This is a genomic window from Streptomyces sp. NPDC002835, assembly GCF_053591995.1.
Genome location: NZ_JBSFUW010000034.1, coordinates 37,250 through 63,471, shown reverse-complemented (window position 1 = coordinate 63,471; position 26,222 = coordinate 37,250). Strand labels below are relative to the sequence as shown.

Annotated in this window: 23 protein-coding genes and 1 pseudogene; 12 read left to right on the top strand and 12 right to left on the bottom strand. The window is 69.7% G+C overall.

The window, feature by feature from the left end; translation table 11 throughout:
- Positions 1 to 6: 6 nt before the first annotated feature.
- Together ACWD01_RS28895 and ACWD01_RS28890 are read right to left on the bottom strand one after the other, a co-directional pair.
- Positions 7 to 1,098, bottom strand: coding sequence for a sugar phosphate nucleotidyltransferase (locus ACWD01_RS28895; protein WP_451165749.1), 1,092 nt, complete (start codon positions 1,096 to 1,098; stop codon positions 7 to 9).
- A gap of 92 nt (positions 1,099 to 1,190) precedes the next feature.
- The gene (locus ACWD01_RS28890) at positions 1,191 to 2,570 is read right to left on the bottom strand and encodes a peptidoglycan recognition protein family protein (protein WP_451165747.1); all 1,380 of its coding nucleotides are present in this window, start codon (positions 2,568 to 2,570) and stop codon (positions 1,191 to 1,193) included.
- 138 nt (positions 2,571 to 2,708) lie between these two features.
- On the opposite strand from ACWD01_RS28890, the gene ACWD01_RS28885 reads away from it, so the two are divergent.
- The 4 genes from ACWD01_RS28885 (at position 2,709) to ACWD01_RS28870 (ending at position 8,914) form a co-directional block, all read left to right on the top strand.
- Positions 2,709 to 3,461: a TIGR03089 family protein gene (locus ACWD01_RS28885; protein WP_451165745.1), complete on the top strand. Its 753-nt coding sequence runs from the start codon at positions 2,709 to 2,711 to the stop codon at positions 3,459 to 3,461.
- A gap of 172 nt (positions 3,462 to 3,633) precedes the next feature.
- Positions 3,634 to 5,148 (top strand): LCP family protein, encoded by a 1,515-nt coding sequence (locus ACWD01_RS28880; RefSeq protein WP_451165743.1) that lies wholly within the window; start codon positions 3,634 to 3,636, stop codon positions 5,146 to 5,148.
- A gap of 221 nt (positions 5,149 to 5,369) precedes the next feature.
- The gene (locus tag ACWD01_RS28875; protein ID WP_451165742.1) at positions 5,370 to 7,151 is read left to right on the top strand and encodes an LCP family glycopolymer transferase; all 1,782 of its coding nucleotides are present in this window, start codon (positions 5,370 to 5,372) and stop codon (positions 7,149 to 7,151) included.
- A 50-nt stretch (positions 7,152 to 7,201) separates the two neighbouring features.
- The gene (locus tag ACWD01_RS28870; protein WP_451165740.1) at positions 7,202 to 8,914 is read left to right on the top strand and encodes an LCP family protein; all 1,713 of its coding nucleotides are present in this window, start codon (positions 7,202 to 7,204) and stop codon (positions 8,912 to 8,914) included.
- 113 nt (positions 8,915 to 9,027) lie between these two features.
- On the opposite strand, the gene ACWD01_RS28865 is transcribed toward ACWD01_RS28870, so the two are convergent.
- Positions 9,028 to 10,041: a glycosyltransferase family 2 protein gene (locus ACWD01_RS28865; RefSeq protein ID WP_451165738.1), complete on the bottom strand. Its 1,014-nt coding sequence runs from the start codon at positions 10,039 to 10,041 to the stop codon at positions 9,028 to 9,030.
- Positions 10,042 to 10,102: 61 nt separating this feature from the next.
- On the opposite strand from ACWD01_RS28865, the gene ACWD01_RS28860 reads away from it, so the two are divergent.
- On the top strand, positions 10,103 to 11,686 hold the full coding sequence (locus ACWD01_RS28860) for an LCP family protein (RefSeq protein ID WP_451165736.1): 1,584 nt from the start codon (positions 10,103 to 10,105) through the stop codon (positions 11,684 to 11,686).
- 84 nt (positions 11,687 to 11,770) lie between these two features.
- Here ACWD01_RS28860 and ACWD01_RS28855 read toward each other — a convergent pair whose 3' ends face one another.
- Positions 11,771 to 12,319: an acyl-CoA thioesterase gene (locus ACWD01_RS28855; protein ID WP_451165734.1), complete on the bottom strand. Its 549-nt coding sequence runs from the start codon at positions 12,317 to 12,319 to the stop codon at positions 11,771 to 11,773.
- A gap of 108 nt (positions 12,320 to 12,427) precedes the next feature.
- Between ACWD01_RS28855 and ACWD01_RS28850 the strand changes: the two genes are divergently transcribed.
- Positions 12,428 to 13,687, top strand: coding sequence for an LCP family protein (locus ACWD01_RS28850; RefSeq protein WP_451165732.1), 1,260 nt, complete (start codon positions 12,428 to 12,430; stop codon positions 13,685 to 13,687).
- 282 nt (positions 13,688 to 13,969) lie between these two features.
- Entirely contained in the window at positions 13,970 to 15,571 is a 1,602-nt protein-coding gene (locus ACWD01_RS28845) for a peptidoglycan recognition protein family protein (RefSeq protein WP_451165730.1), read from the top strand.
- Between the two features lie 55 nt (positions 15,572 to 15,626).
- Here the strand turns inward: ACWD01_RS28845 and ACWD01_RS28840 are convergent, their stop codons facing one another.
- Positions 15,627 to 15,833, bottom strand: a complete 207-nt coding sequence (locus ACWD01_RS28840; RefSeq protein WP_451165728.1) for a DUF397 domain-containing protein — start codon at positions 15,831 to 15,833, stop codon at positions 15,627 to 15,629.
- Complete coding sequence (locus tag ACWD01_RS28835) at positions 15,830 to 16,687, bottom strand: helix-turn-helix domain-containing protein (protein ID WP_451165726.1); 858 nt, start codon at positions 16,685 to 16,687, stop codon at positions 15,830 to 15,832. Before ACWD01_RS28835 ends, ACWD01_RS28840 begins: the two co-directional genes overlap by 4 nt.
- A 144-nt stretch (positions 16,688 to 16,831) precedes the next feature.
- Here ACWD01_RS28835 and ACWD01_RS28830 point away from each other — a divergent pair, with 144 nt between their 5' ends.
- From ACWD01_RS28830 to ACWD01_RS28820, 3 genes are all read left to right on the top strand, one after another.
- Positions 16,832 to 17,260 carry an ATP-binding protein gene (locus ACWD01_RS28830; RefSeq protein WP_451165725.1) on the top strand — a complete coding sequence of 143 codons (429 nt, stop codon included), beginning with the start codon at positions 16,832 to 16,834 and terminating at the stop codon, positions 17,258 to 17,260.
- A gap of 282 nt (positions 17,261 to 17,542) precedes the next feature.
- Positions 17,543 to 18,427 carry a helix-turn-helix domain-containing protein gene (locus ACWD01_RS28825; RefSeq protein ID WP_451165723.1) on the top strand — a complete coding sequence of 295 codons (885 nt, stop codon included), beginning with the start codon at positions 17,543 to 17,545 and terminating at the stop codon, positions 18,425 to 18,427.
- Positions 18,428 to 18,470: 43 nt separating this feature from the next.
- On the top strand, positions 18,471 to 19,007 hold the full coding sequence (locus ACWD01_RS28820; protein WP_451165793.1) for a Uma2 family endonuclease: 537 nt from the start codon (positions 18,471 to 18,473) through the stop codon (positions 19,005 to 19,007).
- 60 nt (positions 19,008 to 19,067) lie between these two features.
- On the opposite strand, the gene ACWD01_RS28815 is transcribed toward ACWD01_RS28820, so the two are convergent.
- From ACWD01_RS28815 to ACWD01_RS28800, 4 genes and pseudogenes are all read right to left on the bottom strand, one after another.
- Positions 19,068 to 19,826, bottom strand: coding sequence for a hypothetical protein (locus ACWD01_RS28815; protein ID WP_451165721.1), 759 nt, complete (start codon positions 19,824 to 19,826; stop codon positions 19,068 to 19,070).
- Between the two features lie 251 nt (positions 19,827 to 20,077).
- Positions 20,078 to 20,281, bottom strand: coding sequence for a hypothetical protein (locus ACWD01_RS28810; protein WP_451165719.1), 204 nt, complete (start codon positions 20,279 to 20,281; stop codon positions 20,078 to 20,080).
- A gap of 323 nt (positions 20,282 to 20,604) precedes the next feature.
- A complete protein-coding gene (locus ACWD01_RS28805; protein WP_451165718.1) occupies positions 20,605 to 21,273 on the bottom strand; it encodes a hypothetical protein in 669 nt (222 codons plus the stop codon).
- Positions 21,274 to 21,778: 505 nt separating this feature from the next.
- A pseudogene (locus ACWD01_RS28800) lies at positions 21,779 to 22,075 on the bottom strand (hypothetical protein); the annotation flags it as partial.
- Positions 22,076 to 22,264: 189 nt separating this feature from the next.
- Here ACWD01_RS28800 and ACWD01_RS28795 point away from each other — a divergent pair.
- Positions 22,265 to 22,882 (top strand): dihydrofolate reductase family protein, encoded by a 618-nt coding sequence (locus tag ACWD01_RS28795; RefSeq protein ID WP_451165716.1) that lies wholly within the window; start codon positions 22,265 to 22,267, stop codon positions 22,880 to 22,882.
- 51 nt (positions 22,883 to 22,933) lie between these two features.
- Here the strand turns inward: ACWD01_RS28795 and ACWD01_RS28790 are convergent, their stop codons facing one another.
- Complete coding sequence (locus ACWD01_RS28790; protein WP_451165714.1) at positions 22,934 to 23,956, bottom strand: DUF5954 family protein; 1,023 nt, start codon at positions 23,954 to 23,956, stop codon at positions 22,934 to 22,936.
- Between the two features lie 311 nt (positions 23,957 to 24,267).
- Here ACWD01_RS28790 and ACWD01_RS28785 point away from each other — a divergent pair, with 311 nt between their 5' ends.
- Positions 24,268 to 24,852 carry a dihydrofolate reductase family protein gene (locus tag ACWD01_RS28785; RefSeq protein ID WP_451165712.1) on the top strand — a complete coding sequence of 195 codons (585 nt, stop codon included), beginning with the start codon at positions 24,268 to 24,270 and terminating at the stop codon, positions 24,850 to 24,852.
- Positions 24,853 to 25,034: 182 nt separating this feature from the next.
- Here ACWD01_RS28785 and ACWD01_RS28780 read toward each other — a convergent pair whose 3' ends face one another.
- Positions 25,035 to 26,192: an acyl-CoA dehydrogenase gene (locus tag ACWD01_RS28780; RefSeq protein ID WP_451165711.1), complete on the bottom strand. Its 1,158-nt coding sequence runs from the start codon at positions 26,190 to 26,192 to the stop codon at positions 25,035 to 25,037.
- Positions 26,193 to 26,222: the final 30 nt, after the last annotated feature.

The following is a 26,222-nucleotide window of genomic DNA, read 5'->3' as shown; positions in this document are numbered from 1 at the left end:
CGGCCCCTACTGGTCGGAGGAGAAGCGGACCGCGCCCGCCGGGAGCACCGCGTCGCACCACACCCGCGCGCCGTCCCTCAACTCGTTGTCCTCGCCCACGACCGCGCCGTCCCCGACGACCACGCCGGACAGGAACGTACGCGCCCCGATGCGCGCGCCGGCGCCGACGAGTGAGTCGGAGATCACGGCACCGGGCTCGACGACCGCGCCGGCCAGGATCGTGCTGCCGTCGATCCTGGCGTCCTCGCCGACCTGTGCGCCCTCGCAGACGACCGTGCCGCCGGTGAGCTTCGCGCCGGGCGCCACCGTCGCGGACGGCAGCACCAGCCGGTCGCCGCGCCGGCCGGGCACGGCGGGCGAGGGGGCGCGGCCGAGGACCAGGTCGGCGGAGCCGCGTACGAAGGCGTGCGGGGTGCCGAGGTCGAGCCAGTACGTGGAGTCGACCATGCCCTGGAGGTGCGCTCCGGAGCTCAGCAGTTCGGGGAAGGTCTCCCGTTCGACGGAGACGGGCCGGCCCTCCGGGATCGTGTCGATGACGGAACGCCGGAACACATAGGCGCCCGCGTTGATCTGGTCGGTGACGATCTCCTCGGGCGTCTGCGGCTTCTCCAGGAACGCCGTGACGCGCCCGGTCGCGTCCGTCGGCACCAGGCCGAAGGCGCGCGGGTCGTCGACGCGGGTCAGGTGGAGGGAGACATCGGCGCCGGTGGAACCGTGGGTGTCGACGAGGGCCCTGATGTCGAGTCCGGTGAGGATGTCCCCGTTGAAGACGAGGACCGGCTCGTCGGGACCGGACCGCAGGCGGGAGGCGACGTTGCGGATGGCTCCGCCGGTGCCGAGCGGTTCCTCCTCCGTCACGTACTCCAGGTGCAGTCCGAGCGAGGAGCCGTCGCCGAAGTACGGCTCGAAGACCTCGGGCAGATACGAGGTGGCGAGGACGATGTGCTCGACGCCCGCGGCCCGGGCCCGTGCCAGCTGGTGGGTGAGGAAGGGGACGCCGGCCGCCGGAACCATCGGCTTCGGGGTACGGACGGTGAGCGGACGCAGCCGGGTGCCCTTGCCTCCGACCAGGAGAATCGCTTCTTGGGCCAGGTTCAATGCGTTCTCTGCTTCCTGCTGGGGCCGGGCGCGGTCGCGGCGCGACCGGCCAGTTTACGATTCGCGCGGATGGCGCCCGGCCCCGTCCCCGGTCAGCGGCCCTGAAGCTTGGCCGAAGCCGTTCTGGCAGATCCGAGCTTGCCGTAGAGACGGTTTCCCGGGCAGTCCGTGAAGAATCCGTCGCGGTGTCCGGAGATGGCGTTGAGCTTGACCTTCACGCCCTTGGCGTACTTGCCGCTGCCGGCCGAGGTGAGCGTCACCTTGCCCTTCGGGTTGATCCCGTGCAGCCCCAGCTTCCACGCGGCCAGCTTGGCCACGGCGGTCACGGCTGCCTGCGGCGGATTGGTGGAACTGTACGTGCCGAGTACGGCGATACCGGTGCTGTTCGTGTTGAAACCCAGGGTGTGCGCACCGAGCACGGGCTTGGCCACGCCTCCTGCCCGGCCTTCGTAAATGTTTCCGCATTTGTCGACGACGAAGTTGTAGCCGATGTCGCGCCAGCCGCTGCTCTTGACGTGGTAGCGGTAGATACTGCGGATGATGGAAGGGGCCTGCGCGCAGGTGTAGTTGTTGCCGGTGGCGCTGTGGTGAACGAACGCGGCCTTCACCGAACTCGTATAGACGAACTTCTTCTCGCGCCACGATTCGTCGGCGCCCCACCCCTTGCGGGTGACGATGCCGGGCCTCGGTCCGATGTACGGCTTGGCGCCGGCCGCCAGGTCGCCCGCGAGCAGGTCGGCGGCCGCCGCGGCCTCCCTGCCGGCCTGGTTGAGGGTGGGGATCAGGATGCCCCCGAGCGGACCGCGGCCATCACCGGGGGTCTGCGGGTTCTCGACGGCCGGGTGGGGGATCTGGACGGCCGGGTCGGGGCCCGCGGCCCCGGTCGGCGTCGTGCCGGTCGACTGCCCGACGCCCGCCGGGTCGTCGCCGGGATCGACGAGTTCGAGGCGCAGCCCTTCGGGCAGTTCGCTCGAACTGCCGTCGGCCGCACGTACGCGCACCTCCACGCCGTCCGACGGGCCCACCCACAGCGGGGCGGTGGAGCCGCGCACCGTACGGGACTCGCTCTCGGCCGTGCCCGGGTCGGCCGCGTGCTCCGAGTTGTGGGTCTCGACGTGCTGCCAGTCGGACCAAGTGCCGGAGCCGATGGAGCGGGCGCGTACTTCGACGATGCCCTCGAGTTCGGTGAGCGCGTCCTCCCAGACCACGCCGACGAGAGAGAAGGGGTCGACGTCCTGTTCGGGGAGGCCCTGTTCACGATGTCCTTGACCGGTGGTGCCGTAGGAGCGTTCCGAGGGGGCCGGGCCGAGGGGCTCCAGCGGCAGGGACTGGGTCGAACCGGGCACGTCCGGGGCCTGTGCGACGACGGCGGCCGACCGGGGCGCGGCGAGCGCGCCGGAAGCGAGCGGAAACGGAATGACGAGCGCGGTCGCGCACGCCACTCCGACGGAAGAAGCCAGGTATCCACGCATGGGAAAGATCCTGGGTCGGCTCGGCGCGCCGCGCTCGCCGGGAAACCTCCGAAAAGCTGACGCCCCGTCGACCCGATGGGAGCACACCGTCACCCGAGCGGCCGTCCCCGCCGCGGGCGGCCGCGTACGCTTGCCCGGATGAACGCCAGCAACCGTACCCCTGCCGACCTGCTGCGATCCGCGCTCGCCGCGGACCCCGCGCGCCCCTTGGTCACCTTCTACGACGATGCCACCGGTGAGCGCGTCGAATTGTCCGTCGCCACCTTCGCCAATTGGGTGGCGAAGACGGCGAATCTGCTCCAGGGCGACCTCGCCGCCGGACCGGGCGACCGGCTCGCGCTGCTGGCGCCGGCGCACTGGCAGAGCGCCGTCTGGCTGCTGGCCTGTTCTTCCGTGGGGGTGGTCGCGGACGTCGGCGGTGACGCGGCGCGCGCGGACGTCGTGGTGGCCGGGCCCGGGCAGTTCGACGCGGGGCTCGCCTGCGGCGGCGAGCGGATCGCCCTGTCGCTGGCGCCGATGGGCCGCCGCTTCCCGACCCCGCCGGCCGGTTACGCCGACTACGCGGTCGAAGTCCCGGGCCAGGGTGACCGGTTCGCCCCGTACGCGCCGGTCGATCCGGACGAGCCCGCGCTGGTCGTCGGTGACCTGGAGTTGACCGGCGCCGAACTGGTGGAGCGGGCGCGGGCGGACGCTGACCGGCTCGGTCTCGGGCCGGGGTCGCGGCTGCTGTCGGGGAAGTCGTACGACTCCTGGGACGGGTTGTCGGCCGGGCTGTTCGCGCCGTTGGCGTCCGGGGGCTCCGTGGTCCTGTGCCGGAATCTGGGCGAGCTGTCCGAGGACGGGCTGGCGAAGCGGGTCGAGAGCGAGCGGGTCACCGACACTGCGGTATGACAAGCCTCGGACCTGCACTCGTGTGGCCCACAACCGGGTCGAGCCCTCCCCTTCTGGCGGCCGTGTGCGGTGGATGATCGGCGACGAGCGTGCTTCAACGCACAACCAAGCGCCGGGCTCAGCCGTCTAGACCAGCGATCGGCGGCCCAGCGCGCCGCCGACGCCATGAAGGATGGACGCACACGTGACGGACAAGGCCGGCACCGGGTCCGCTGCCGCGGAGTCCACTGCCAGGGACGAGAACGCCCGCCCCGTAGAGCCGGGCGCGGCCGGCACCGGTGACACCGCGGGTGCCGGGTCCGCTCCCGTGGACGAGGCCGTCCGCCCCGCGCCGGCGGACCTGTCGGACGCGTCCGCCGACGCCGGCCGGGACGATGACGACGGCCCCCGTGACGAAGACCCGGCCGACGGCGGCCCTGACGCGGACGGGCCTGCCGGCGCAGGCGGTCCCGACGGCGCAGGCGGTCCCGACGACGACACGGGTCGCGGCGGCGGAGACGGCCCCGGCGACAACGGCCCCGGCGGTGTCAGCGGGCACGGTGGCGGGGCCGGGAGGCGGCCGCGGTACTGGATGCGGTGGGCCGCGCTCGGGCTGTCGCTCGTGCTGCTCGCCGCCGCCGGCGCCGGCTGGTGGTTCTACCGGAAGCTCGACGCCAACATCACCACCGACACCACCGCCGCCACCGAGCTCAGGATGTACGAGAAGGAGCGCCCCACCCCCGTCGTCACCGGCGCGCAGAACATCCTGCTCCTCGGCTCGGACACCCGCGCCGGTGAGGGCAACAGCAAGTACGGCAGTGACGAGAACGGCGGCGGGAGCCAGCGTTCCGACACCACGATCCTGTTGCACATCGCGGCCGACCGTAAGAGCGCCACGGCCATGTCGATCCCGCGCGACCTGGTGGTCACGATCCCGAGCTGCGGCAAGGGGGACGGCGGCGACGGCGACCGTACGAAGGAGCGGGTCGCGCAGTTCAACTGGGCGTTCCAGTTCGGCGGGGCGGCCTGCACGATCCGTACCGTCGAGAAGTTCACCGGCATCCGTATCGACCACCACATGGTGATCGACTTCCGGGGCTTCAAGGACATGGTGAACGCCGTCGACGGCGTCGAGGTGTGCCTGACGGAGCCGATCGACGACAAGGACGCGCGGCTGAAGCTGCCGGCGGGTCCGCAGACGCTCCACGGCGAGCAGGCGCTCGGCTTCGTCCGGGCGCGCAAGACGCTGGGCAACGGCAGTGACACCGCGCGGATGGAGCGCCAGCAGCAGTTCCTGGGCGCGCTGGTCAAGAAGGTGCAGAGCAACGGCGTGCTGCTCAATCCGACGCGGCTGTATCCGGTGCTCGAAGCGGCGACCAAGTCGATCACCACCGACCCGGGTCTGGACTCACTCAGGGACCTTTATAACCTGACTCGATCGATTCGCAGCATTCCGACGGAAAAAGTCCAATTTCTCACCGTTCCCCGGCAGCCTCATTCCGCAGACCCGAATCGGGACGAACTTGTCCAGCCCGAAGCCGGCCAGCTTTTCGAGAGTCTGCGCGAGGACGAGCCCGTCACCGTCACGCCGACCGGCGAGCGGGACGGCGCCGAGGCCAGCGGGGAGCCGGATGCACAGGGGACCACTGGGCCGAGCCCGACACCCACTTTCCCCGGCACCAACGCCGCCGAAGAGATGTGCGAGTAAAGCGATGGCCAAACCGAAGCGCAGAGTATCGACGGAATGGGCGGATTGCCCGGTTGTAAGGAGCGTGGAATTTGTCACGGGCGTCGCTCGACGCTGAACTGGGCGGATAGTGTGACGCGATCCGGTGCTTCCGACCCTGTGTCGCGCACTGCTGGATCGAAGGACCGAGCGCCTGCCGGGGGAGGCGCCTCGCGTGGCACCGACGGAGGACTCAAGCAACCGTGGATGCGCAAAGCCGTGGGCAGGCGGACGAGATCGACCCCGCCGACCAGTGGGTACTGAACCCGCAGACCGGCAACTACGAACTGCGACTGGACCAATCCGCACCGCAGTCGATCCCCTCGGCCAGAGGCACCCGGTCCAGAGGCGCGGGCCCCCGCGGAGCCGCGGCGACCGACGGCGGTCGCGTGGCCGCGCAGCAGGCGACGACCGGAACCGGTGGCCGGCGCCGTACTGCCCCTCCGGCCACCGAGGTCCCCGGCCAGCGCGGCCGCCGCGCCGGTGACGCGTCCGGCGGCCGGGCGGCGCAGCAGCAGGCGGGCCGGCGCAAGCGCAAGCAGGCCAAGTCGCGCAAGAAGAAGGTGCTGCTGTGGACGGGCGGCGTCCTCGCGCTGGTGACGGTCGGTACCGCGACCGCCGGCTACCTCTACCTTGAGCATCTGAACTCGAACATCGACTCCGTCTCGGACGACGGCGCCGGCACCGGCGGCTTCAGCAAGGACCGGGCGATCAACATCCTGCTGATCGGCACGGACAAGCGGACCGGCGCCGGCAACGAGGGCTACGGCGACAAGAACAGCCCCGGTCACGCGGACACAACCTTGCTGCTGCATGTGTCCAAGGACCGCACCAACGCGACGGCGCTGAGCATCCCGCGTGACCTGATCACCGACATCCCCGACTGTCCGACCACCCAGGACGACGGCAGCACCAAGGTCATCCCGGGCGAGCGGGACGTGCGCTTCAACAGCAGCCTCGGCCAGTCGGGCCGTACACCGAGCTGCACCATGCGGACCATCACCGACATAACCGGCATCAAGCCGGACCACTTCATGGTCGCCGACTTCAACGCGGTCAAGACACTGACCTCGGCGGTCGGCGGCGTGCCGATTTGCCTGGCCAAGGACATAAAGGACAAGCAGTCCAAACTCGATCTGGAGGCAGGTGAGCACACACTCGACGGCGAGGAGGCACTCGCGTTCGTCCGCACCCGCCACACGGTCGGCTTCGGTGGCGACCTCGACCGCATCAAGATCCAGCAGCAGTTCCTCAGTTCGCTGATGCGCAAGCTGAAGTCGAACGACACGCTCACGAGTCCGTCGAAGCTGTTCAAGCTGGCGGAGGCCGGCACCGAGGCGCTGACCGTCGACTCGAAGATCGACGATGTCTTCAAGCTCCGCGACCTCGGCCTGGAGCTGGGCAAGTTCGACATGAAGAACCTGACCTTCGCCACCGTGCCGGTCGTCGACAACCCGAACGAGCCCCGGCCGGTCACGGTCGTCCTCAACGAGGCCAAGGCCGAGCAGCTCTTCACGATGGTCCGCGAGGACGTCTCCCTCACCGAGGTCGAGCAGCAGAAGAAGGAGGCCAAGAACAAGCAGAACGCCCTCCTCAAGGGCACCAGGGCCGAGTCGTCCGACGTCCGCGTCGACGTCTTCAACGGCGGCGGCCCGACGGGCGCCGCGCAGAAGACGCTCGACTGGCTGCAGAACACCGAGGGCGTGCTGAAGTCCGCGAACAAGGGCAACGCGACGGCGGACGTCCCCAGGACGACGCTGGAGTACGCGCCCAACCAGGCCGACCAGGCCCGCAAGCTCGCGGACCTGATGGGTCTGCCGGCCGCCGCGCTCAAGCAAGGCACCGTGGACGCGGAGGGCCTGGCGGCGATGACACTGACGATCGGACCCGACTTCAAGGGCGCAGGGGTGCCCATCACGGGTTCGGCGAAGCTGCCGGACGACGTGACGCGAGTGGAAGCCGACAAGAAGATCTGCGCCAAGTGACGTCGCAAGGACGGCTCATGGCGCGGGCCTGAATACGGGGGGAACCAGGGGTGGGACGGAACAGCGTGCGTGGGGAGGGGACCCGGGAACACGCGGCGGAGCCCGGCGGTATCGACCGGGACGACGGTGGACAGTACGGCGAGGGGGCCGGTCGTGTCCCCAGGAGCCGTACGGCTCCGGACGACGAACGGGTCCCGCACGGCGCGCCGGCCGCGGACGGCAGCGGCGGCGGTCACCGGCGCGGCGGTTCCCGGCGACGCGCGAAGCGCGGCAAACGCCGGATACTCCGCGGCATCGCGATCACGGTGTCTGTGGTGGTGCTCGGCACGGCCGGGGCGGGATACCTCTACTACGAGTACCTGAACAGCAAGCTCCAGAAGGACGACCTCACGCTCGGCAACGCGATGCCCGACCACAAGGCGAACGCCGCCGGTCAGACACCGCTGAACATCCTGCTGATCGGCTCCGACGCCCGGGACTCCAAGGCGAACCAGAAGCTCGGCGGCGCCAAGGAGACGTTCGACGCACCGCCGCTCGCCGACGTCCAGATGCTGGTGCACCTCTCGGCGGACCGCAGCAACGTCTCGGTCATCAGCATGCCCCGGGACACGCTCGTGAAGATCCCGGAGTGCACCGACCCGGACGCACCCGAGGAGACGTACCCCTCCTCCGAACTCGCGCTCACCAATGAGTCACTGGGCCGCGGAGGGCCGGGATGCACGGTCGCCACCTGGTACGAGCTCACCGGTATCACGATCGACCACTTCATGATGATCGACTTCGCCGGTGTGGTGTCGATGGCCGACGCGATCGGCGGCGTGCCGGTCTGCGTCGAGCAGAACGTCCACTCCCGCACCCAGGACGGCAAGGGCTCCGGTCTGAAGCTGGAGAAGGGCACGACCTACATCCAGGGCGAGCAGGCCCTGCAGTGGCTCCGGACCCGCTACGGATTCGACGACGGCACCGACCTGGCCCGCGCGCACGGCCAGCACATGTACATGAACTCGATGATCCGTGAGCTGCGCAAGAACACCAAGCTCACCGATCCGAACAAGCTGCGCAAGCTCGCCGAGGCCGCCATCGACTCGCTCACCGTCGACAAGGGCATCGACACGGTCAAGGACCTCTACGACCTGGGCACGCAGCTCAAGAGCGTGCCGACCGCCCGCATCACGATGACCACCATGCCGAACAGGTACAGCACGCGTCCCGGTCTCGAGGGCAAGGTCGAGCCCATGCCCGGCGACGCCGAGCAGCTGTTCCGTATGGTCCGCGAGGACATCCCGCTGGACGGCAAGGCGCCGAAGAAGCCCCCGGCCAAGCCCGCCGTGTCCAAGGACCCGGCCGCCGCCTCCGGGGAGATCCCGGTCATGGTGCGCAACGGCACGGGCGGGGACGGGCAGTTCGCCGAACAGGGCCGCGCGACGGCCGTCACGGGCCTGCTGACCGACAAGGGCTTCGGCCTGGCCAAGCCCGACACGACGCTCGACCCGCAGAAGACGACGGTCGTGCTGTACTCCAACGCCGAACTGGAGGGCGACGCGCAGGCGGTCGCCAAGGCGCTGGGGATTCCGCAGAGTTCGGTGAAGAGGTCCACGGACGCCACGGGCATCCAGCTGATCGTCGGCGCGGACTGGCGGGAGGGCGACACCTATCCGAAGTCGTCCGCCGAGCCGGACAACAAGACCCCGGACACCGCGAACGTCCTCCGGGGCGACAAGGAAGACGAGTGCATGCCGGTCCAGGACGGCTTCACCTGGTAGCAGGGCCATGAGGAAGGGCCCGGTCGCCATGACCGGGCCCTTCCTCATGGCCGTACGAGATGTGCCTGCGCGATGTGCCTGCGCGATGTGCCTACGAGCTGTCCGTACGAGCGTCAGGCCGCGGTCTTGACCGAGGGGCGCCTGCTGGCGATGACCTTCTTCGCCAGCGAGCGCGGGCTCGTGAGGAAGCCGTACCCCCACGACATGTGCATCGTCGCCAGTGCCACCGGGATCTGGAGGCGGGCCTTCAGCGAGAGGCCCTTGCCCGCCGGGAGCGAGCCCGCGGTGATCGCCGCGAGGTAGCCGCCGGGGACGACGAACGCCCACGGGGTCAGCGCGACACCGGCGACGACGCCCGCGGCGATGGCGCACACGGCGGTCGGCGGGGCCAGGTAGCGCAGGTTGATCGAGCCCTGGTGGTAGCGGGCGACGACGTGGCGCCAGCGGCCGTAGTCCTTGTACTGCTTGGCGAGCGCCCGCACGGACGGCCGCGGCCGGTACTGGACCTTCAGCTCCGGCGAGAACCAGATCAGCCCGCCGGCCTCGCGGATGCGGAAGTTCAGCTCCCAGTCCTGGGCGCGGATGAACTCCTCGTTGTACCCGCCCTGCTGCTCCAGCGCCTCGCGGCGGAACACCCCGAGGTAGACGGTCTCCGCCGGGCCGGCCCGGCCGCCGGTGTGGAACGCCGCGTTGCCGACGCCGATCTTGGAGGTCATCGCGGCGGCGACCGCGTCCTCCCAGGCGTTCTCGCCCTCGGCGTGCATGATGCCGCCGACGTTCTGCGCGCCGGTCTCCGCCAGCAGCCGGACCGCGGTCGCGATGTAGTTCGGCGAGAGCATCCCGTGCCCGTCGACGCGCACCACGACGGGGTGGCGCGAGGCGTTGATCGCGGCGTTCAGCGCGGCGGGGGTGCGGCCGGTCGGGTTCGGCACGGTGTGGACCCGGGAGTCCTCCCGTACGAGCTCGGCGGCGATCTCGTCGGTGCGGTCCGTGGACGGTCCGAGGGCGATCACCACCTCCATCTCTCCGTCGTACTCCTGCTCGAGGATGTGGCGGACGGAGTTGCGCAGATGCCGCTCCTCGTTGAGGACCGGCATGATCACGGAGACAGCGGGCGTGGCGTTCATCGCCCGCCACGTTACCGCGAACGGGGGACGCCCAGGCGCGGCGGCCGGTGCCGCAGATCGTATGGGCCTACGGTGCGGTGAATCCCCTGTCGTCCGCGGAGGTGTCCTCTTGCCCCCACCGCCCCGTCCGCGTCCCCGCCCCCGTCCGGCCCCGCAGCGCGGCGGCAACGGGCGGCCTGCCGCACGTCGGACGGCAGGGCCGGCGGCTCGGCGGGCGGGCGGCGGTGGCGGACGGCCGGGACGCCGGGACGGGCGCCCCGCGCGGCCGCGCCGCTGGGGCATGCGGATCGTGACATCTCTCTCGGTGCTGGTACTGGGCGTCGGCGGCATCGGGCACGCCGTCGTCACCGGTCTCGACACCGGGATCGACCGGGTCGACCCGTTCCGCGACATGAAGAACCGCCCGGAGGGCGGCCGCGGCACGAACATCCTGATCGTCGGCACCGACGGTCGCGACAAGATCACCGCGGCGGAGCGGAAGAAGTACCGGCTCGGCGGCGCGCCCTGCAACTGCACCGACACGGTCATGCTGGTGCACGTCTCGCAGGACCGGGAGCGGGCCAGCGTCGTCAGTCTCCCCCGCGACAGCTACGCGGAGATCCCCGCGCACACCGACACCACCACCGGCAAGCACCACGAGCCGCACCCGGTGAAACTGAACGCCGCCTACGCGGAGGGCGGTCCGGCCCTGACCGTGCGGACGGTCGAGAGCATGACCAAGGTGAAGATCCACCACTATCTGGAGGTGGACTTCACCAGCTTCATGAAGACGGTGGACGTGGTCGGCGGTGTGGAGGTCTGCACCGCGCGGCCCATGAAGGACTCGCACACCGGCCTGGACCTGCCGGTCGGCACCCACCGGCTGGACGGCGGCCAGGCGCTGCAGTATGTGCGCTCGCGCCATGTCGACGGCGCGGCCGACCTGGGGCGGATGCAGCGCCAGCAGCGTTTCCTGGCGGCGCTCGTCGACCGGGCGACCAGCGGCGGTGTGCTGCTCAACCCGGTGAAGTTCCGGAAGGTCACCTCGACCGTGCTGGGCGCGGTCCGCGCCGACAAGGGTTTCGGCACCCGCGAGATGCTCGCCCTCGGCAGGGCCATGCGGAACTTCTCCCCGGCCTCTTCCGAGTTCACGTCCGTGCCCGTCGGCGACGTCGACTTCCGCGTCAAGGGCATCGGCTCCACCGTGAAGTGGGACGACGCCAAGTCGGAGAAGCTCTTCGACCTGCTGCGCCACGACAAGCCGCTGGCACCGCACCGCCCGAAGCGCCCCAAGGCCACCGCCGTCGACGTCGCCCCGAAGCAGATCCGGGTGCAGGTCTACAACGGGACGCACGTCACGGGCCTCGGCGACGAGGTCGACAAGGCGCTCCACGGCATGGGCTTCGACACGACCCGCGCCCCGCGGAACGGCGGCAGCGGCCAGGTGAAGAAGACCTATGTGACGTACGACCCACGCTGGGACCGCTCAGCGAAGTCGCTCCAGGCCGCGCTGCCGGGCGCGGAGCTGCGCCCGGTGAAGGGCCAGGGCGCCACGCTGAAGGTGATGGCGGGCGCGGACTACAAGGGCGTTGCGGCGGTGCGGGCCCGGGAGACGCACCGCGGGGAGTTCGGCGCGGTGACGGGCGACCAGGTCGTCTGCCCGTAACGCCGGGCCGGCCGCGGCGACCGGTTCGTACGCCCGTGGCCCCGGGCCGGGATCGGAGTCGGGGGCCGGGGCCCCGGGCGGCGCTCAGTCCTCCATGCCGTCGGCCGCGCGCTTCTCCCGCAGCTCCCGGATCGCCCGCCGCCTGGCCAGCCGGTGCGTGCGCCGGATCTGCGCCTCCTGGTAGCGCCGCCGGTCCCGTTCCGTCTCCGGCATCACCGGCGGCACGGGACGGGGCTTGCCGTCCGCGTCCACGGCCGCGAAGACGAGGTACGCGCTGCCGACCTGCGTCGCCGGCGTCGACTCGTTCCAGCGCTCGGCCAGGACCCGTACGCCGACCTCCATCGACGACCGGCCCGTCCAGTTGACCTGTGCCTTCACATGGACCAGGTCACCCACCCTGACCGGCTCGAGGAACACCATCTCGTCCATCGAGGCGGTGACCGCGGGCCCGCCCGAGTGCCGGCCGGCGACCGCTCCGGCGGCGTCGTCCACCAGTTTCATGATCACGCCGCCGTGCACGGTGCCGAGGAGATTCGTGTCACTGCCGGTCATGATGTGGCTCAGGGTGGTACGGGACGCCGAAGTGGGCTTGCCCGGAATTTCATCCTCCGGGCGCGGGGCCTGATCTGTCATGCCGTCCACCTTATGCCTGGCCGGAAATGCATCAGCTTCGCTACAGCCCTGGTCCGAATCGCCACCCGCCCTGTCTGGGCGGGCACCGCGACCGGCACACTGTTCGCCATGAATGACTGGCCCGAGGGATGGTCCGCCAACGGCGGCAACGGCGACGCACGCGGCTACGGACGCGGCAGCGCCGGCGCACAGCCGGAGAGCGCGCGCGTCATGCGCCACGTCCAGCGACCTGCCGCGCCCCCGCACGGTGTGCCCCCGCAGCAGCGCGGTTACGACCAGGGCCAGGGCGGCTACGCGGAGCCCGGTTACAACACCGGCCAGGTCTACGGCGGCGGCCGCGGCAACATCCCGCCGCAGGGCGGCGCCCCCTACGGGCAGCCGGGCCCGGCGCCCGACTGGCGGCGCCGGTTCAAGGTCGGCTCGATCGTCGTCCTCGTGGCGGTGCTCGCCACGACCATCGGCACGTACTTCTGGGCCGACTCCAAGGTGCGGCGCGAGGTCGACCTCTCCAAGGTCATCGAGCGTCCGGCCGAGGGCGACTGCACCACGTACCTGATCGTCGGCTCGGACAGCCGTGAGGGCCTGTCGGCCGAGGACAAGAAGCGCCTCCGCACCGGCTCGGCCGAAGGCAAGCGCACCGACTCCATGATGATCCTCGCCGCGTGCGGCAGCGGGAACACGATGGTGTCGCTCCCTCGTGACTCGGACGTCGAGATACCGACGTTCGTCGGCTCGGAGTCCGGCAAGACGTTCCCGGGCACAGGCCGCCGGGTCAAGCTCAACGCGGCCTACGCGGAGGACGGCCCGGAGCTGCTCGTGCGCACGGTCGAGCACAACACCGGTCTGCGCATCGACCATTACGCGGAGATCGGCTTCGCCGGCTTCGCGAACATCGTGGACGCGCTCGGCGGTGTCGAGATGGACATCGAGAAGGGCTTCAAGGACAAGAATTCCGGCGCCGACTTCAAGGCAGGGAAGCAGACCCTCGACGGCGAGCAGGCCCTCGCCTTCGTCCGGACCCGTTACGCGTTCGCGGGCAGCGACCTGGACCGGACGAAGAACCAGCAGAAGTTCCTCTCGACGCTGGCCAACCAGGCCGCGACCCCGGGCACGATCCTCAACCCGTTCAAGTTGTACCCGACGCTGGGCGCGGGGCTCGACACCCTGGTCGTCGACAAGGACATGTCCCTGTGGGACCTGGGGTCGATGTTCTTCGCGATGAAGGGCGTCAGCAGCGGCGACGGCACGTCGATGAACATGCCGATCTCCGGCAGCCGCGGCGGCAACCTCGTCTGGGACAAGGCGAAGGTGCAGCAGTTGGTGCAGCAGATCCAGAACGACGAGAAGGTCACCGTCACGGGCAAGTGACCGGCGGTGCCCACGGGCCCGTGTCGCGCTCGAAGCGCGGTACGGGCCCGTTGCCGTGCGGCGGCACCACGTGTCGTTCTGAAATGCTCGGTCTGACATGTTCCTGCGGACACCTGACCTGGACGCGTCGGTGTGCTTGAGTTGTCAACGCGCGTAGCTGCAGGGTGAGTTGGAAACTCATCATTGTCATGGCCATGTCTCTTTTGCCCTTGCGGCGAAGACCTCACCTCCCCCTGCCGCGCGCACGAGCGACCGCTGTCCCACCACTCTCAGGAGCCCCCCATGTCCCTGTGCACGACAGCAACCCGTCGACGCCTCACGACGGCGACCCTGGTCGCTGCGGCCCTCTGCGGACTGACCCTCGCCTCGGTGCCCGCCGCCGCGATCCCCTCACCCGCGATCCCCTCCCCCGCACCGCACGCCACCGCCGACCAGGCCCAACAGGGCCCCGTGGGCCGCGCCTTCGCCGAGGCCGCCGCCCGCCACGACGTGCCACGCGACCTGCTCGTCGCCCTCGGCTGGAGCGAGACCCACCTCGACGGCCACGGCGGCGCCCCGAGCCAGGCGCACGGCTTCGGCGTCATGCACCTCACCGACAACCCCCGCAACCGCACCCTCCGCGAGGCAGCCGCGCTCACCGGCCACTCGCTCGCCCGGTTGCGTACCGACACTGCCGCCAACATCCACGGCGCCGCCGCCGTCCTGCGCTCCTACGCCGACGACCTCGGGCTGAACGCCGCCGAGCGCCGCGACCCGGGCGCCTGGTACGCGGCCGTCGCCCGCTACAGCGGCGCCGGCAAGCAGGCCGCCGCCCTGTACGCGGACAGCGTCTACGGCTTCCTCGCGGACGGTCTGCTCGCCCGGCCGGGCGGCCCCCGCGGCACAGAGGAGGTCGTCGTCCTCGGACAGTCCGTCAACCCCGACAAGGGCGCGTACGCCAAGGCCGGGCTGTCCATCCAGAGCACCGACTACGGGCCGGCCCGGTGGGTGCCCGCCTCGTCGACCAACTACACGTCCGGGCGCTCCGCCTCGATCAACAAGGTCGTCGTCCACGTCACCCAGGGCTCGTACGCCGGCGCGATCAGCTGGTTCCAGAACCCGTCCTCGAACGTCAGCGCGCACTACGTGATCCGCTCCTCGGACGGCGAGATCACCCAGATGGTCCGCAACCGCGACACCGCCTGGCACGCCCGCTCCGCCAACTCGTCCTCCCTCGGCATCGAGCACGAGGGCTGGGTGGACAACCCGAGCTGGTTCACCGACACGATGTACCGCTCCTCGGCCGCCCTGACCAAGCACCTGTGCGACACCTACGGCATCCCCAAGGACCGGGCGCACGTCACCGGCCACAACGAACTCCCCGACAACGACCACACCGACCCCGGTCCGCACTGGAACTGGACCTACTACATGCAGCTCGTCGGCGGCACCTCCGGCAGCGTGGACGGCATCAGCTTCACCTCCTACCCGACGCTGACCAGCGGCGCGACCGGCCCCCACGTCAAGGCACTGCAGACGCTGCTGAAGTCGCAGTCCTTCGACCCGGGCTCGGTGGACGGGCAGTTCGGGCCGGCGACGCTGAGCGCGGTGAAGGCCTTCCAGACGTCACGGAAGCTGGCCGCCGACGGCACGGTGGGCCCGAAGACCTGGACCGCGCTGCTCTCTGCCGGTGACCGGCCGACCCTCCGCCAGAGCAGCACGGGTGAGGCCGTCAAGCGACTGCAACGCGCCCTGACAGCCGCGCTCGGCAAGACCGTCACCATCGACGGCAGCTTCGGCCCGGGCACCGACTCCGCGGTCCGCTCCTACCAGAGCAGCCGTGGCCTGGTGGTGGACGGCATCGTCGGCGCCGGCACCTGGACCGCGCTGCAGGCGGGCCGCTGACACCTCGCCCACGCGTACGCGCGCCCCGTCTGCTTACGGGGCGCGCGTACGCGGGTCAGTTGCCGGACGCGTACGTCACGAAGTCCGTCCACGCGGAGGGCGTGAAGCCGAGCTCGGGACCGGGCACGTTCTTGGAGTCCCGGACGTGTATCGCGCCGGGGGCGACGGCGGCTTCGACGCAGTCCGGGCCGTCGTTGGTGCTGTAGCTGCTCTTGAACCACGCGAGCGTGGGACCGCCTCCGTTGGAGGGCTTGAGGATCATGTCTCTCCCCGCAGTTTCTCGATGAAGGCCAGCGACTGGCGTGGCGTCAGGGCTTGCGCCCGGATCATGCCGTACCGCATCTCAAGGATCTGGACCTCCTTGGGATCGGAGACCAGCCGACTGGTGAGCTGTACTTCATCGTGCCCCACCGCTGTGCCGTCCTTGAGCTTCAAGACGCGCAACGAGCCAGCCAGCCCTGCGTGTTCACCGTTCTCAGTCGGCATGACCTGAATCGCCACCCAACCCAAGCTCCCCATTTCCAGCAGGTGTTCGAGCTGGCGCCGCAGGACCATTCTGCCTCCAACCAGCCTCCGGAGAGTCGCCTCCTCCTGGACGAAAGTCAGCAGCGGGGCAGGGCGTCGCTCAAGGACCGCCTGCCGCCCGATGCGAGCGGCGACCAGTTGCTCCACGCGCTCCGGCGTGTACGCGGGCTGGCGTTGCTCGAACAGTGCTCGCGCGTACTCCTCGGTCTGCAACAAGCCCTGAATGCCGGTGTTGACGTACGCACCCATCTCGACCGCGTCCGCCTCCAGCTTCGCCAGGTCGCGGACCTTCTTCGGGTATCGCGCCTCCGCGACGTCCTTCTTCATCGCGGCCAGCTTGCCGCCCGCGCCCAGGACTTCGTCCGCCCGGTCCAGGAACTCGGGCTTCGGGATGCGCTTGCCCGCCTCCACCTTGTAGACCTGGTTCTCGCCGTAGCCGATCGCCGCGCCCAGCTCCGCCGCCCTCATGCCCGCCGCCTCGCGCCAGAGGCGGACCTGCCGGCCGACCGCCGCGATGACCGCGCCCGAGTCGTCGTCGTCCACGTCGAGCTCCCGGTCCGGTTCCTCCGTGCCCTCAGCACCCTCCGTCATACGAAACCCGCCTCCGCCCGTACTTGTACCGCGACTTGGACGACGCCGTACCGGTTGGACAGGGCCGTACACCGCCGGGACGGTCACGGTCCGTACACGCGTCGCTCTGTTCAGCGTAAGCACGAACCGGCCACGCTGAGTCACGTGAATCAGGAAATCACTCGAACCGAACCTTCCGCTCCTGCTCGCCAGTTCACCGTGCTGCTCTCCCCCACCCGCCGGGGAGCCCGGCTGGCGCGGCTGCTGACCACGGCCCAACTGGGCTCCTGGGGCCTGCCGTCCGAGTCGGCCGCGCAGATCGTCGCCGAGCTGGCGACCAACGCGGCGGTGCACGGGCGTGTGCCGGGCAGGGACTTCCGGCTGGAACTCGCCGTCGAGGACGGCGGCAAGCGGCTACGGATCGCGGTCAGCGACACCCGTGGCGACCGCCTCCCCCGCGCCTCCGCTCATGCCGCCGACTCCGAGTCCGGGCGCGGGCTGTTGATCGTCGAGGCGCTGGCGGACCGGTGGGGCGTGGCGCTCGGGTCCGTACCCCGGAAGACCGTCTGGGCGGAGCTGGATCTTGTTTCGTGACTGGTGGGACCGGGTCGCGGAGACACGCGACCCGGTTGTCCGCGACGCGGGTCCGCACGATGCAAAAGCTCTAAAGAACGCTTGAAAGAAACGGGTAAAACCACCCACCCCACCCGACCCCGGTGCTGTCACTCGCGCGGGTGACATTGACCAATCGGACTGGATTTCGGGCGGGTTGGCGGGCATATGCTCGCCGCGACAACACCAGACATGCGACGGCCCCCGGCCGGGACTGCGAATCCCGATCGAGGGCCTGACCACCGAGGAAGTTAGGGCTTCCCGATGGACACCCAGCAGATTAGCGCGCCCTCGCGCGCCTCGTCCCGTGTTCCCGGCCGCGCCACGGTCTTCGGCGTGATCCATGTGAACTCGATCCACACCACGCGCTTCACGATCGTCGGCAACCATCTCGCCCAGCACGGGCAGTTGTCGCTCACCGCGATCGGGCTGGCCGTGCACATCCAGTCGCTGCCCGAGGGGGCGAAGGTCGGCATCAAGGTGCTCGCCGACCGCTTCCCGGAGAGCGAGGCCAGGATCGCGGCGGCGCTGCGCGAGCTGGAGGAGCACAGCTACCTGGCGCGCAGGCTGGAGCGCCTGCCCGGGGGCAAACTCGTGACGCGCACGATCTCGTACAACCATCCGGAGGCGGCGGCCGCCGCGTGCCCTCCTCCTGTACGGGAACCGGAGCCTGCGCCGGAGCCCGCGCCGGAGCCCGAGCCCGTACCGGAACCGGAACCGGCCCCCGCACCTCCGCCCGCACCCGCACGCCCGCCGCTGCCGCAGCCCGAGGCCCCCGACCTGGAACGCCACCGCGTGGCCACGGACCTGCTCGCCGGCCTGCGCCGCGACGAGCCCCGGCTGATCCTCGGCGAACGGGACGTCCGCCGCCTGGCCCCGGCCGTCGCGGCCTGGCTGGAGCGCGAGGCCACCCCGGAGGCCGTACGCCAGGCGCTCACTACGGGGCTGCCCGATCTCGTGAAGCAGCCAGCCGCGCTGCTCGCCCACCGCCTCACCGCACTCCTGCCCCCACCGCTCCCGGCCCTGGCCCCGCCCCCACCACCCAGGGCCCCGCTCCAGAACTGCGACAAATGCGACCGCGCCTTCCGCGCCCCGACCCCGGGCGAATGCCGCGACTGCAGACCCGCCGCCCTCGCACAGGCCGCCTGACGTGACCGGGGCACCTCCGCACGACGCCCACCGCTACCGGGCCATGCGGCGCTCCGTGACGTCGATGGACGACGCCCTTCCCGGGAAGTTCGAGATCACCAAGGAAGGGATCGTCCACGACCTGGCGTCGCCCGCCAGACCGCACGAGCTCACCGTGCTGCGGCTGCGCAAGCGCCTCGAAAAGATCCTGCCGGACGATCTGGTGGCCCACACCGGCACCCCGGATGTCGAGTACGTGCCGGAGGGCATCATGCGGCACCCCGACGTGATGGTGATCGCCGAAGCGGACATGGAGGGCGAGGGACCGTTCGATCCCCGCACCCTTTTCGCGGCGATCGAGGTCGTTTCCAGCTCGAACCCGGACAACGACTGGGTGAGCAAGATGCGGGACTACCCACTCCTCGGCATCCCCGTCTACGCCCTCTTCGACCCGCGTACCGCCTCGGGGGCCGTGCTCAGCGACATCCACAGCACCCCTCGCGGTCCTCGCTACGCGACCCGCAAGGAGTTCGTGTACGGCGAGGACGTCACCATCGGCGAGTGGACGATTCCGACCACGGACCTTCCCCGGTACACGTAGCACCCGTCGCACGGCCGACCCGCTCAGCGACGGGCCCGCGACAGCTTGCCCCGCCGGGCGTCACGAGCTGCCGTAATCCTCCACGTACGTCGCGATCAGCTCGAGCAGGGCGTCGGCCCGGTGTCGGTCCTCGCGCTGGGCGCGCAGAGTCGCGTCGGCGGCCCGGAGACGGGCCACGGCGGCCGGCTCACCGTCCACCAGGTCGTCGACCACCGACGTATTCATCAGGTCCAGGCACTCGGTGAGCATCCGCCGAGTGGCAGGGGAGGGCGGGGTGGGGTCCGGATCGGCGTACGCCGTGGTCAAGTACTTTGCCGGATCGGTGAGGCTCCAGCCCACGACGGCACCGTGCTGGACGAGGAGCGCCACATCAGGGGCGATGCCGACGCGGGCCTCCAACGGCTCATCGAGGACGTCGAGATCGCGGAGACAGGTCAGCACGGCGTCCCCGGGAGCGCGGCACAGCACCGTGCACATCTCGTGCCGGAAGTCCCGGACCTCGTCCGCGCGGAGCCCGCCCTGGCGTACGGCTGGCATGACGGGAACGCGATCGGAAGTCTCGGAGTAAGCGGAAACGTAAGGCATCTGGAGTTCGGCCCCGACCAGCTTCCGGCTGTCCGGAGCGAACCGGAAGACGTCAGGCATGTCCCACAGCCAGTGCTCGCTGCCAAAGGTGTCCGCGACGAACAGCTCACGCTCCTTCACGTCCGCGTAGGCCACGAGGCTCACGGAACCGCCTGCGAAGCGGGGGGTGACGGTAAGCGGATCGTCCGTCACCGTGGCGCGCCAGTCGCCGTCGAACGACAGTTTCGAGCTCATTCCCGCCTCATCTGATCTGCGTTCGTCCCCCAGGCCGGGTTGCCGACCTGCCAGGAATTCTGCCCTCCACGAGGTCCTCGTGAGCAACCGGTTTACCGGGGTCCCGACCGACTGGCTCCGGGCCGCTGCCGCAGCTCCGGAGCCGACGACCTCGCCGAGGCCGCACAAGCCTCGCGGGGAGTCCTCGTGGGCGAAAGGCGTCGGGGCGAAGGCAGCCGGCGGCTTTCACGACCTGCTGACTCATGGACGCATTACGAGCCCGGCGGAAGTTGCTTCTTCTCGGCGTAATAGGCGTAGGCAAAACCGCCGTCCTCGGAGCCGGTGAGGATGGCGCCGAAGCTGAGAGGGCGAGTTGAGGACACGTCGACGCTCCGCTGGAAGATGGAGCCGTCGCACTTCTGGGAACCGGCTGCCGACGGAACCTCTTTGCCTCCGACAGCGACTTCCAGTCCCACCTCGGCGCCACCTGTACATGTGAACGCGAATGTCACGCTCAGGACGCCGTCAGGGGTACCGGGGTGGGTATTGCCGAAGTGTGACGTCAATCGGCCTGACCCGCCACCGAGGGATTCCCTGCCGACAAAGCTTCCGTCCAGGACGGCCTTTGCCCCACCGTCCACGGGAGTACCCGTACCGGTTGAAGGCTTCTCGGATCCCGCCGGGCTCGAACCCGAAGCGGACGAGTTGGGCCCATCCTCCGGACTGCAGGCCACCGCGAGGAGCAGGGCGGCAGCCGAGAAACTCAGAACGGCCTTCCGGTTGGGTCCACTGACGCGCTTCATGAATTCTGCCGCCCGATCGACATGTCGCCCTTGCGGGGAGCCAGGACGACGATGGTCTTCTTCTTGACGTTGCAGGGACGAGCAATCCATGTCTTGACACCCGTGAGCTTCCAGCCGACTTGGCCGAGCACGGCTCGATAGCCCTTCGAGGTGGTGTTCGTGTCGGTGACGGTCTGGGTTCCGGTCCACGTCCACGCGTTGCTGATCTTGGTGTCGACACTGACCTTGGCCTTGGCGAGGATGGCTCCTGCCTCAGCTTCGGCGCTGGCCCCGATGTCCCAGGTGAAGGTGTGGCTGCCGGTCACGGTCCACGCCACGGTCTGGCGGGGCAGCAGCCACGTCGACTGCGGCTTGGCCTTGTCGGGAATGAAGTACGGCGTTCCCTTGACGGTGTACGTCGGTTTGTTGTTCACCTCGGGGCATGCCATCACGGTCGCGTCCCCCTCCCCCGGCCTGGGCAGGGCCTCGGACTCCTCGTCGCCCTCGAACATGAAGGAGATCGTTTCACCGACGCCCACGACACGTCCGTCGTCCAGGACAATCTTGGCGCTCTCGGCAGGACGCGGTTCCTCGACCGTGTCGGCGGCACCGGTCCCTGCCCCTGCAAGCAGTAGGACTCCGGCGGCAAGGAGAGGAAGTGCGGTGCGTATCGTGGCGTGGCTCATGAGCCCCCCGTTTCGATGAGTGCTACGAGACGACTCCTGGTCAGGGAGCCGGGGCAGGCCACGTGTCCCATCGCGGCATCACGTGGCGTGCACACGCCATTACTAGCCCTTCGTGACCCTGAATCACAATCAGAAGTGATGCACATCACTCGATTACCCGAATCAGACGTCAGTAAATCGCAGAAAGCTCAAGCAAGCCTCAAATGACGAACACGGGAAGGAGCCTCCCCGTAGCCCTCGGGGCAGGAGGCAAGCCGCCTGCACAGCAATTTACCGCCTAGCGAATGGATGAAAATGAATCTTGCAGCGAAATTTAGCGACGACATCGTCGTCAGGCTAATATTTGCCCCATTCATGCTCACGCTTGGCCTTTTGTTCTTGCTTAATCACAGAAGGTTTATCGATCGAGCCTACTTTCACGCTCACGGGAAGACGCCCCCGCCTTACCGGGTAATCGCTTTCCGCATAGTTGCCTCCGTATGGGTGATCGCCGCAATCACCTTGCTCATTGGCATCTGGTGACGGCTGCGACCGTGCGGCCGATGCGGTTGGTGTTGCAGCGGGCTTTGCGGAGGATCCGCCATTGCTTGAGGCGCGCAAAGGCGCGTCCGCCCGGCACGCGCAGCCGGGCGTGGTCCCGGTTGAACTGGGCGTACTTCTCGGCGGCCACGACCTGCACGTTCATCCCGTGACGGCGGTGCTTCATCGAGTAGTACGGCTCGTCCGCCGCGATGCGGTCGGTGGCGGTCAGGGTGCCGTCGAGGATGGCGAACCCCTCCGGCGGCAGCTCGTGCAGGCTCGGGCGCGACCGGCGAGCCGGTGTTGTCGCACCGGACGGAGAGGGCGCGGTCCGTCGGCACCGGGCCGGCCGGGGCCTCGCTCTCCGGCGACCATGAACCGATTCGGCGCCGCGTCACCGATGAGTTCCGGCGGCTCCCGTCGTCTACTAGGGCGAGAACCTACGAACCCACAACTTGGTTGGAGAGCCGACATGAGGAAGATCGTCGCTCAGCTGTTCATCTCGCTCGACGGCGTTGTGGAAGCGCCCCACGAGTGGCACTTCCCCTACTTCAACGACGAGATGGGCGCCGCCGTCGACGCCGCGCTCGGCGGCGCGGACACCTTGATCCTGGGCCGCAAGACGTACGACAGCTTCGCCGGCGCATGGCCCGAGCGCGAGGCCGCGGGTGGCGAGGACGCGCCCTTCGCCAAGGCCCTCGGCGACGCGCGGAAGATCGTCGTGTCGAACCAGCAGCTCGATCTCACCTGGCGGAACTCGGAGCAGCACAAGGGCGATCTGCTCGACGCGGTCACCGCGCTGAAGAACGAGCCCGGCGACACCCCCATCGGCATCAGCGGCTCGGTGTCCGTGGTCCGCCAGCTGCTGGCCGCGGGGCTGCTCGACGAGCTGAACCTGCTGGTGCACCCGGTCGCCGTCCGCAAGGGCATGCGCCTGTTCGACGAGGGCGAGGCGCCGATCCCGCTGAAGCTGCTCTCCTCGCAGAGCTTCGAGACGGGCGTGCTCAACCTGTTCTACGGCCCGGCCGCGCCGGCCGCGGAGGCGACGTACGAGGACGCCAAGGCGCACCTGTCCCAGCCGGAGGAGTAGCGGGGCCGGGCCCCGCCGTACAGCCGGGACCGGGACGGAACCGGCCCTGGGTCAGGCGTCGTCGCTCTCGTACGTGATGGTCCCCCACTCGTCCATCGTCGGATGCAGCTGCATCGGCTCCTGGCCGTTCAGGTCCGACGGGCGCGGCGTCTCCGGGCCGTCGGGCCCGATGCGCACCATGCGCTCCACCCGGGCGATGTGGAAGCGCCGCCCGCGCACCACCAGTTCGTCGGGCCGGGTCCGCTGCTTGAAGCGCTCGGCGGCCCGGGCGTACACCGCGGCCTCCTTCTCTTCGATGTCCTCCAGCATCGGCATGAACTCCTGGAGGTAGTTCACGAGAGAACGCCGGGCGTCCTGCGGCGTCGGAAGCGGGGCGGAGACCATCGACCATCCGTCCTCGCTTCTCTCCGTCACCCGGAACGCCACCGGCAGCAGCACCACTCCCGGATGCGTGCGCAGGGCACGCCGGGAGTCGGCCCGCACGTCGGCGGGGTAACGCTCCGAGGAGTACGCGAAGTTGACCAGCGTCGCCCGGTCGAGACCCTCCGACAGCCCTACCGCGGAGGCGTGGTCGAGCACGAATCCCTTCGTACGCGACTCGCTGCGCACCGAGCGGTCCCAACCCACGGAATCCACGTCCGTGGGCCGTGGCGGCTCCGGCCGGCCGTCGCCGATCCTCACGAACTCGTCGGCGCGGACGATGCGGTAGCGCGTCCCGGCCACCTTCAGCTCGTCCACCCGCTCCTTCTCGAGCCGGGCCACGGCGTCCAGCAGTTCGCGTCGCTCACGCGGATCCTCGGTCTCGTCCTTGGCCTTGAACCAGAGATACGAGTTGAGCGTGTCCCGCGCCACCTGCGGACACCCGGAGGAGTCCAGGTCCGCCAGCAACCGCCACCGGGGCCGCTCCCCGCGCCGTTGCTCCGCCACCCCGAACAGCGGTCCGCGCACCACGATCTTCGAATACGTCGCATGGGAGGCGAAGGCGTCCACCTCGGTGACCTCGGCCACCGGGTCGTCCTGCTGCTGGATCCTGATGACGAGATGGCTCGGAACTTCCGAGGGGTGATCGACCATGCACACAGTGTGGCGGTGACCCGGTCAACTCGTCAGAGATTCCGGCGAATTGCGGTGCGAAAGCACAGGCGGGCGCGCTCGGAGGACCGGGCGTGAGCCACCGTCAGCACAAACCGTTCGATCATGCCTGCGCCCACCCGTACAGCTGGCCGAGTGACGTGTGCACGACCGTGCCAGGATCGGCAGGGGCGTTCGTCGTCGGCGCAGGGGCCCGCTACGGCAGGTTGCGGGCAGGTCCGACGGCGATGAGTTTCACTGTGGGCTCCGGTCTGAATGCGCGTACCCGACCGGCCACACTCGAGGAGAGCGTCATGACCGCGACCTACACCTTCGATGTCTTCTGCAGCCTCGACGGCTTCGGCTCCTACAACGACGACGGTGACTGGGGCGGCTACTGGGGCAAGCAGGGCCCCGAGTTTCTCGACCGGCGTCTCGCCCTGTACGGCGAGGAGCAGCGCATGGTCCTGGGGGCCAACACCTTTCGGCAGTTCGTGGAGGTGCTGGGCCCGAGCACCGAGGCCGCCCGGGTCAGCGACCCGGTGAACACCCGGATGAGGAACATGCCGACCACGGTCGTGTCGACGACACTCGAAGGCCCCCTGGACTGGCCGGACGCGACCCTCGTCAACGGCGACGCCGTCGACGTCGTCGCCCGGCTCAAGAAGGAGTCCGACCTGCCGTTGCGCTCGCACGGCAGCCTGTCGATGAACCGGGCGCTGATGGCCGCCGGCCTGGTCGATCGCGTCCAGCTCACGATCTTCCCTGTGATCACCGGCCGGACCGGACTGGACCCGGCCTTCCAGGGCGCGGCCGACTTCGACCTCGAACTGATCGAGAGCCGGACGCTCGACGGCCACACCCAAGAACTCATCTACCGGCCCACCCTGCACGCCTGAGCGGCGCGGTCGGGGGCCGTCGCCGCGCGCGGCGGCGCCGCCGCACCCGAGCACCGGGCCCGGACTTCCCGCCAGTTCGACCGGACCGGGGCCATGACAACGGCCCCCGGCGTGCTGCCGGGGGCCGTCCGAGCCAGTCGCCCTGTCCGGCCGGACAGGGGAGGTTGACCTGCGCGATCCCGCTACGGCAGGTTGCGGGCCATCACGATCCGCTGGACCTGGTTGGTGCCCTCGTAGATCTGGGTGATCTTGGCGTCGCGCATCATGCGCTCCACCGGGTAGTCGCGGGTGTAGCCGTAGCCGCCGAGCAGCTGGACGGCGTCCGTGGTGACCTCCATCGCGACGTCCGAGGCGAAGCACTTGGCGGCCGCGCCCTGGAAGGTGAGGTCGGCGTCGCCGCGCTCCGACTTGGCCGCGGCCGCGTACGTGAGCTGGCGGGCGGCCTCGATCTTCATGGCCATGTCCGCGAGCATGAACTGGACGCCCTGGAATTCCGCGATCGGCTTGCCGAACTGCTTGCGCTCCTTGACGTACCCCTTGGCGTAGTCGAGGGCGCCCTGCGCGATGCCGAGGGCCTGGGCGGCGATGGTGATGCGGGTGTGGTCCAGCGTCTTCATCGCGGTGGCGAAGCCGGTGCCCTCCTCGCCGATCATGCGGTCGGCGGGGATGCGGACGTTGTCCAGGTAGACCTCGCGGGTCGGAGAGCCCTTGATGCCGAGCTTCTTCTCCGGAGCGCCGAAGGAGACACCCTCGTCGCCCTTCTCGACGACGAAGGCGCTGATGCCCTTGGAACGCTTCGACGGGTCGGTGACGGCCATCACCGTGTAGTACTCGGAGACGCCGGCGTTGGTGATCCAGCGCTTCACGCCGTTCAGGACGTAGAAGTCGCCGTCACGGACGGCCTTCGTCTTCATGCCCGCCGCGTCGGAGCCCGCGTCGGGCTCGGACAGGCAGTACGAGAACATCCCGTCGCCCTTGGCGAGCGGCCCCAGGTACTTCTTCTTCAGCTCCTCGGAGCCGGAGAGGATCACCGGCAGCGAGCCCAGCTTGTTCACGGCCGGAATGAGGGAGGACGAGGCGCAGACCCGGGCCACCTCCTCGATCACGATGACCGTGGCGAGCGCGTCGGCGCCGGCACCGCCGTACGTCTCCGGCACGTGCACCGCGTGCAGGTCGGAGGAGACCAGTGCGTCAAGCGCCTCCTGCGGGAAGCGGGCCTCCTCGTCCACCGCGGCGGCGAACGGCGCGATCTTCGCCTCGGCGAGAGAGCGGACGGTCTCCCGGAGCATGTCGTGCTCCTCGGCCGGGCGGTACAGGTCGAAATCAGCGGTTCCCGCCAACGTCTCTCACTCCCCAGAATGTTAACTACC

Excerpts from the sequence above, each read along its gene's own strand:
- ACWD01_RS28890 (WP_451165747.1), bottom strand. The coding sequence starts at position 2,570 with ATGCGTGGATACCTGGCTTCTTCCGTCGGAGTGGCGTGCGCGACCGCG.
- ACWD01_RS28885 (WP_451165745.1), top strand. The coding sequence starts at position 2,709 with ATGAACGCCAGCAACCGTACCCCTGCCGACCTGCTGCGATCCGCGCTC.
- ACWD01_RS28880 (WP_451165743.1), top strand. The coding sequence starts at position 3,634 with ATGGACGCACACGTGACGGACAAGGCCGGCACCGGGTCCGCTGCCGCG.
- ACWD01_RS28865 (WP_451165738.1), bottom strand. The coding sequence starts at position 10,041 with ATGAACGCCACGCCCGCTGTCTCCGTGATCATGCCGGTCCTCAACGAG.
- ACWD01_RS28860 (WP_451165736.1), top strand. The coding sequence starts at position 10,103 with ATGGGCCTACGGTGCGGTGAATCCCCTGTCGTCCGCGGAGGTGTCCTC.
- ACWD01_RS28855 (WP_451165734.1), bottom strand. The coding sequence starts at position 12,319 with ATGACAGATCAGGCCCCGCGCCCGGAGGATGAAATTCCGGGCAAGCCC.
- ACWD01_RS28850 (WP_451165732.1), top strand. The coding sequence starts at position 12,428 with ATGAATGACTGGCCCGAGGGATGGTCCGCCAACGGCGGCAACGGCGAC.
- ACWD01_RS28845 (WP_451165730.1), top strand. The coding sequence starts at position 13,970 with ATGTCCCTGTGCACGACAGCAACCCGTCGACGCCTCACGACGGCGACC.
- ACWD01_RS28840 (WP_451165728.1), bottom strand. The coding sequence starts at position 15,833 with ATGATCCTCAAGCCCTCCAACGGAGGCGGTCCCACGCTCGCGTGGTTC.
- ACWD01_RS28835 (WP_451165726.1), bottom strand. The coding sequence starts at position 16,687 with ATGACGGAGGGTGCTGAGGGCACGGAGGAACCGGACCGGGAGCTCGAC.
- ACWD01_RS28825 (WP_451165723.1), top strand. The coding sequence starts at position 17,543 with ATGGACACCCAGCAGATTAGCGCGCCCTCGCGCGCCTCGTCCCGTGTT.
- ACWD01_RS28820 (WP_451165793.1), top strand. The coding sequence starts at position 18,471 with ATGCGGCGCTCCGTGACGTCGATGGACGACGCCCTTCCCGGGAAGTTC.
- ACWD01_RS28815 (WP_451165721.1), bottom strand. The coding sequence starts at position 19,826 with ATGAGCTCGAAACTGTCGTTCGACGGCGACTGGCGCGCCACGGTGACG.
- ACWD01_RS28805 (WP_451165718.1), bottom strand. The coding sequence starts at position 21,273 with ATGAGCCACGCCACGATACGCACCGCACTTCCTCTCCTTGCCGCCGGA.
- ACWD01_RS28795 (WP_451165716.1), top strand. The coding sequence starts at position 22,265 with ATGAGGAAGATCGTCGCTCAGCTGTTCATCTCGCTCGACGGCGTTGTG.
- ACWD01_RS28790 (WP_451165714.1), bottom strand. The coding sequence starts at position 23,956 with ATGGTCGATCACCCCTCGGAAGTTCCGAGCCATCTCGTCATCAGGATC.
- ACWD01_RS28785 (WP_451165712.1), top strand. The coding sequence starts at position 24,268 with ATGACCGCGACCTACACCTTCGATGTCTTCTGCAGCCTCGACGGCTTC.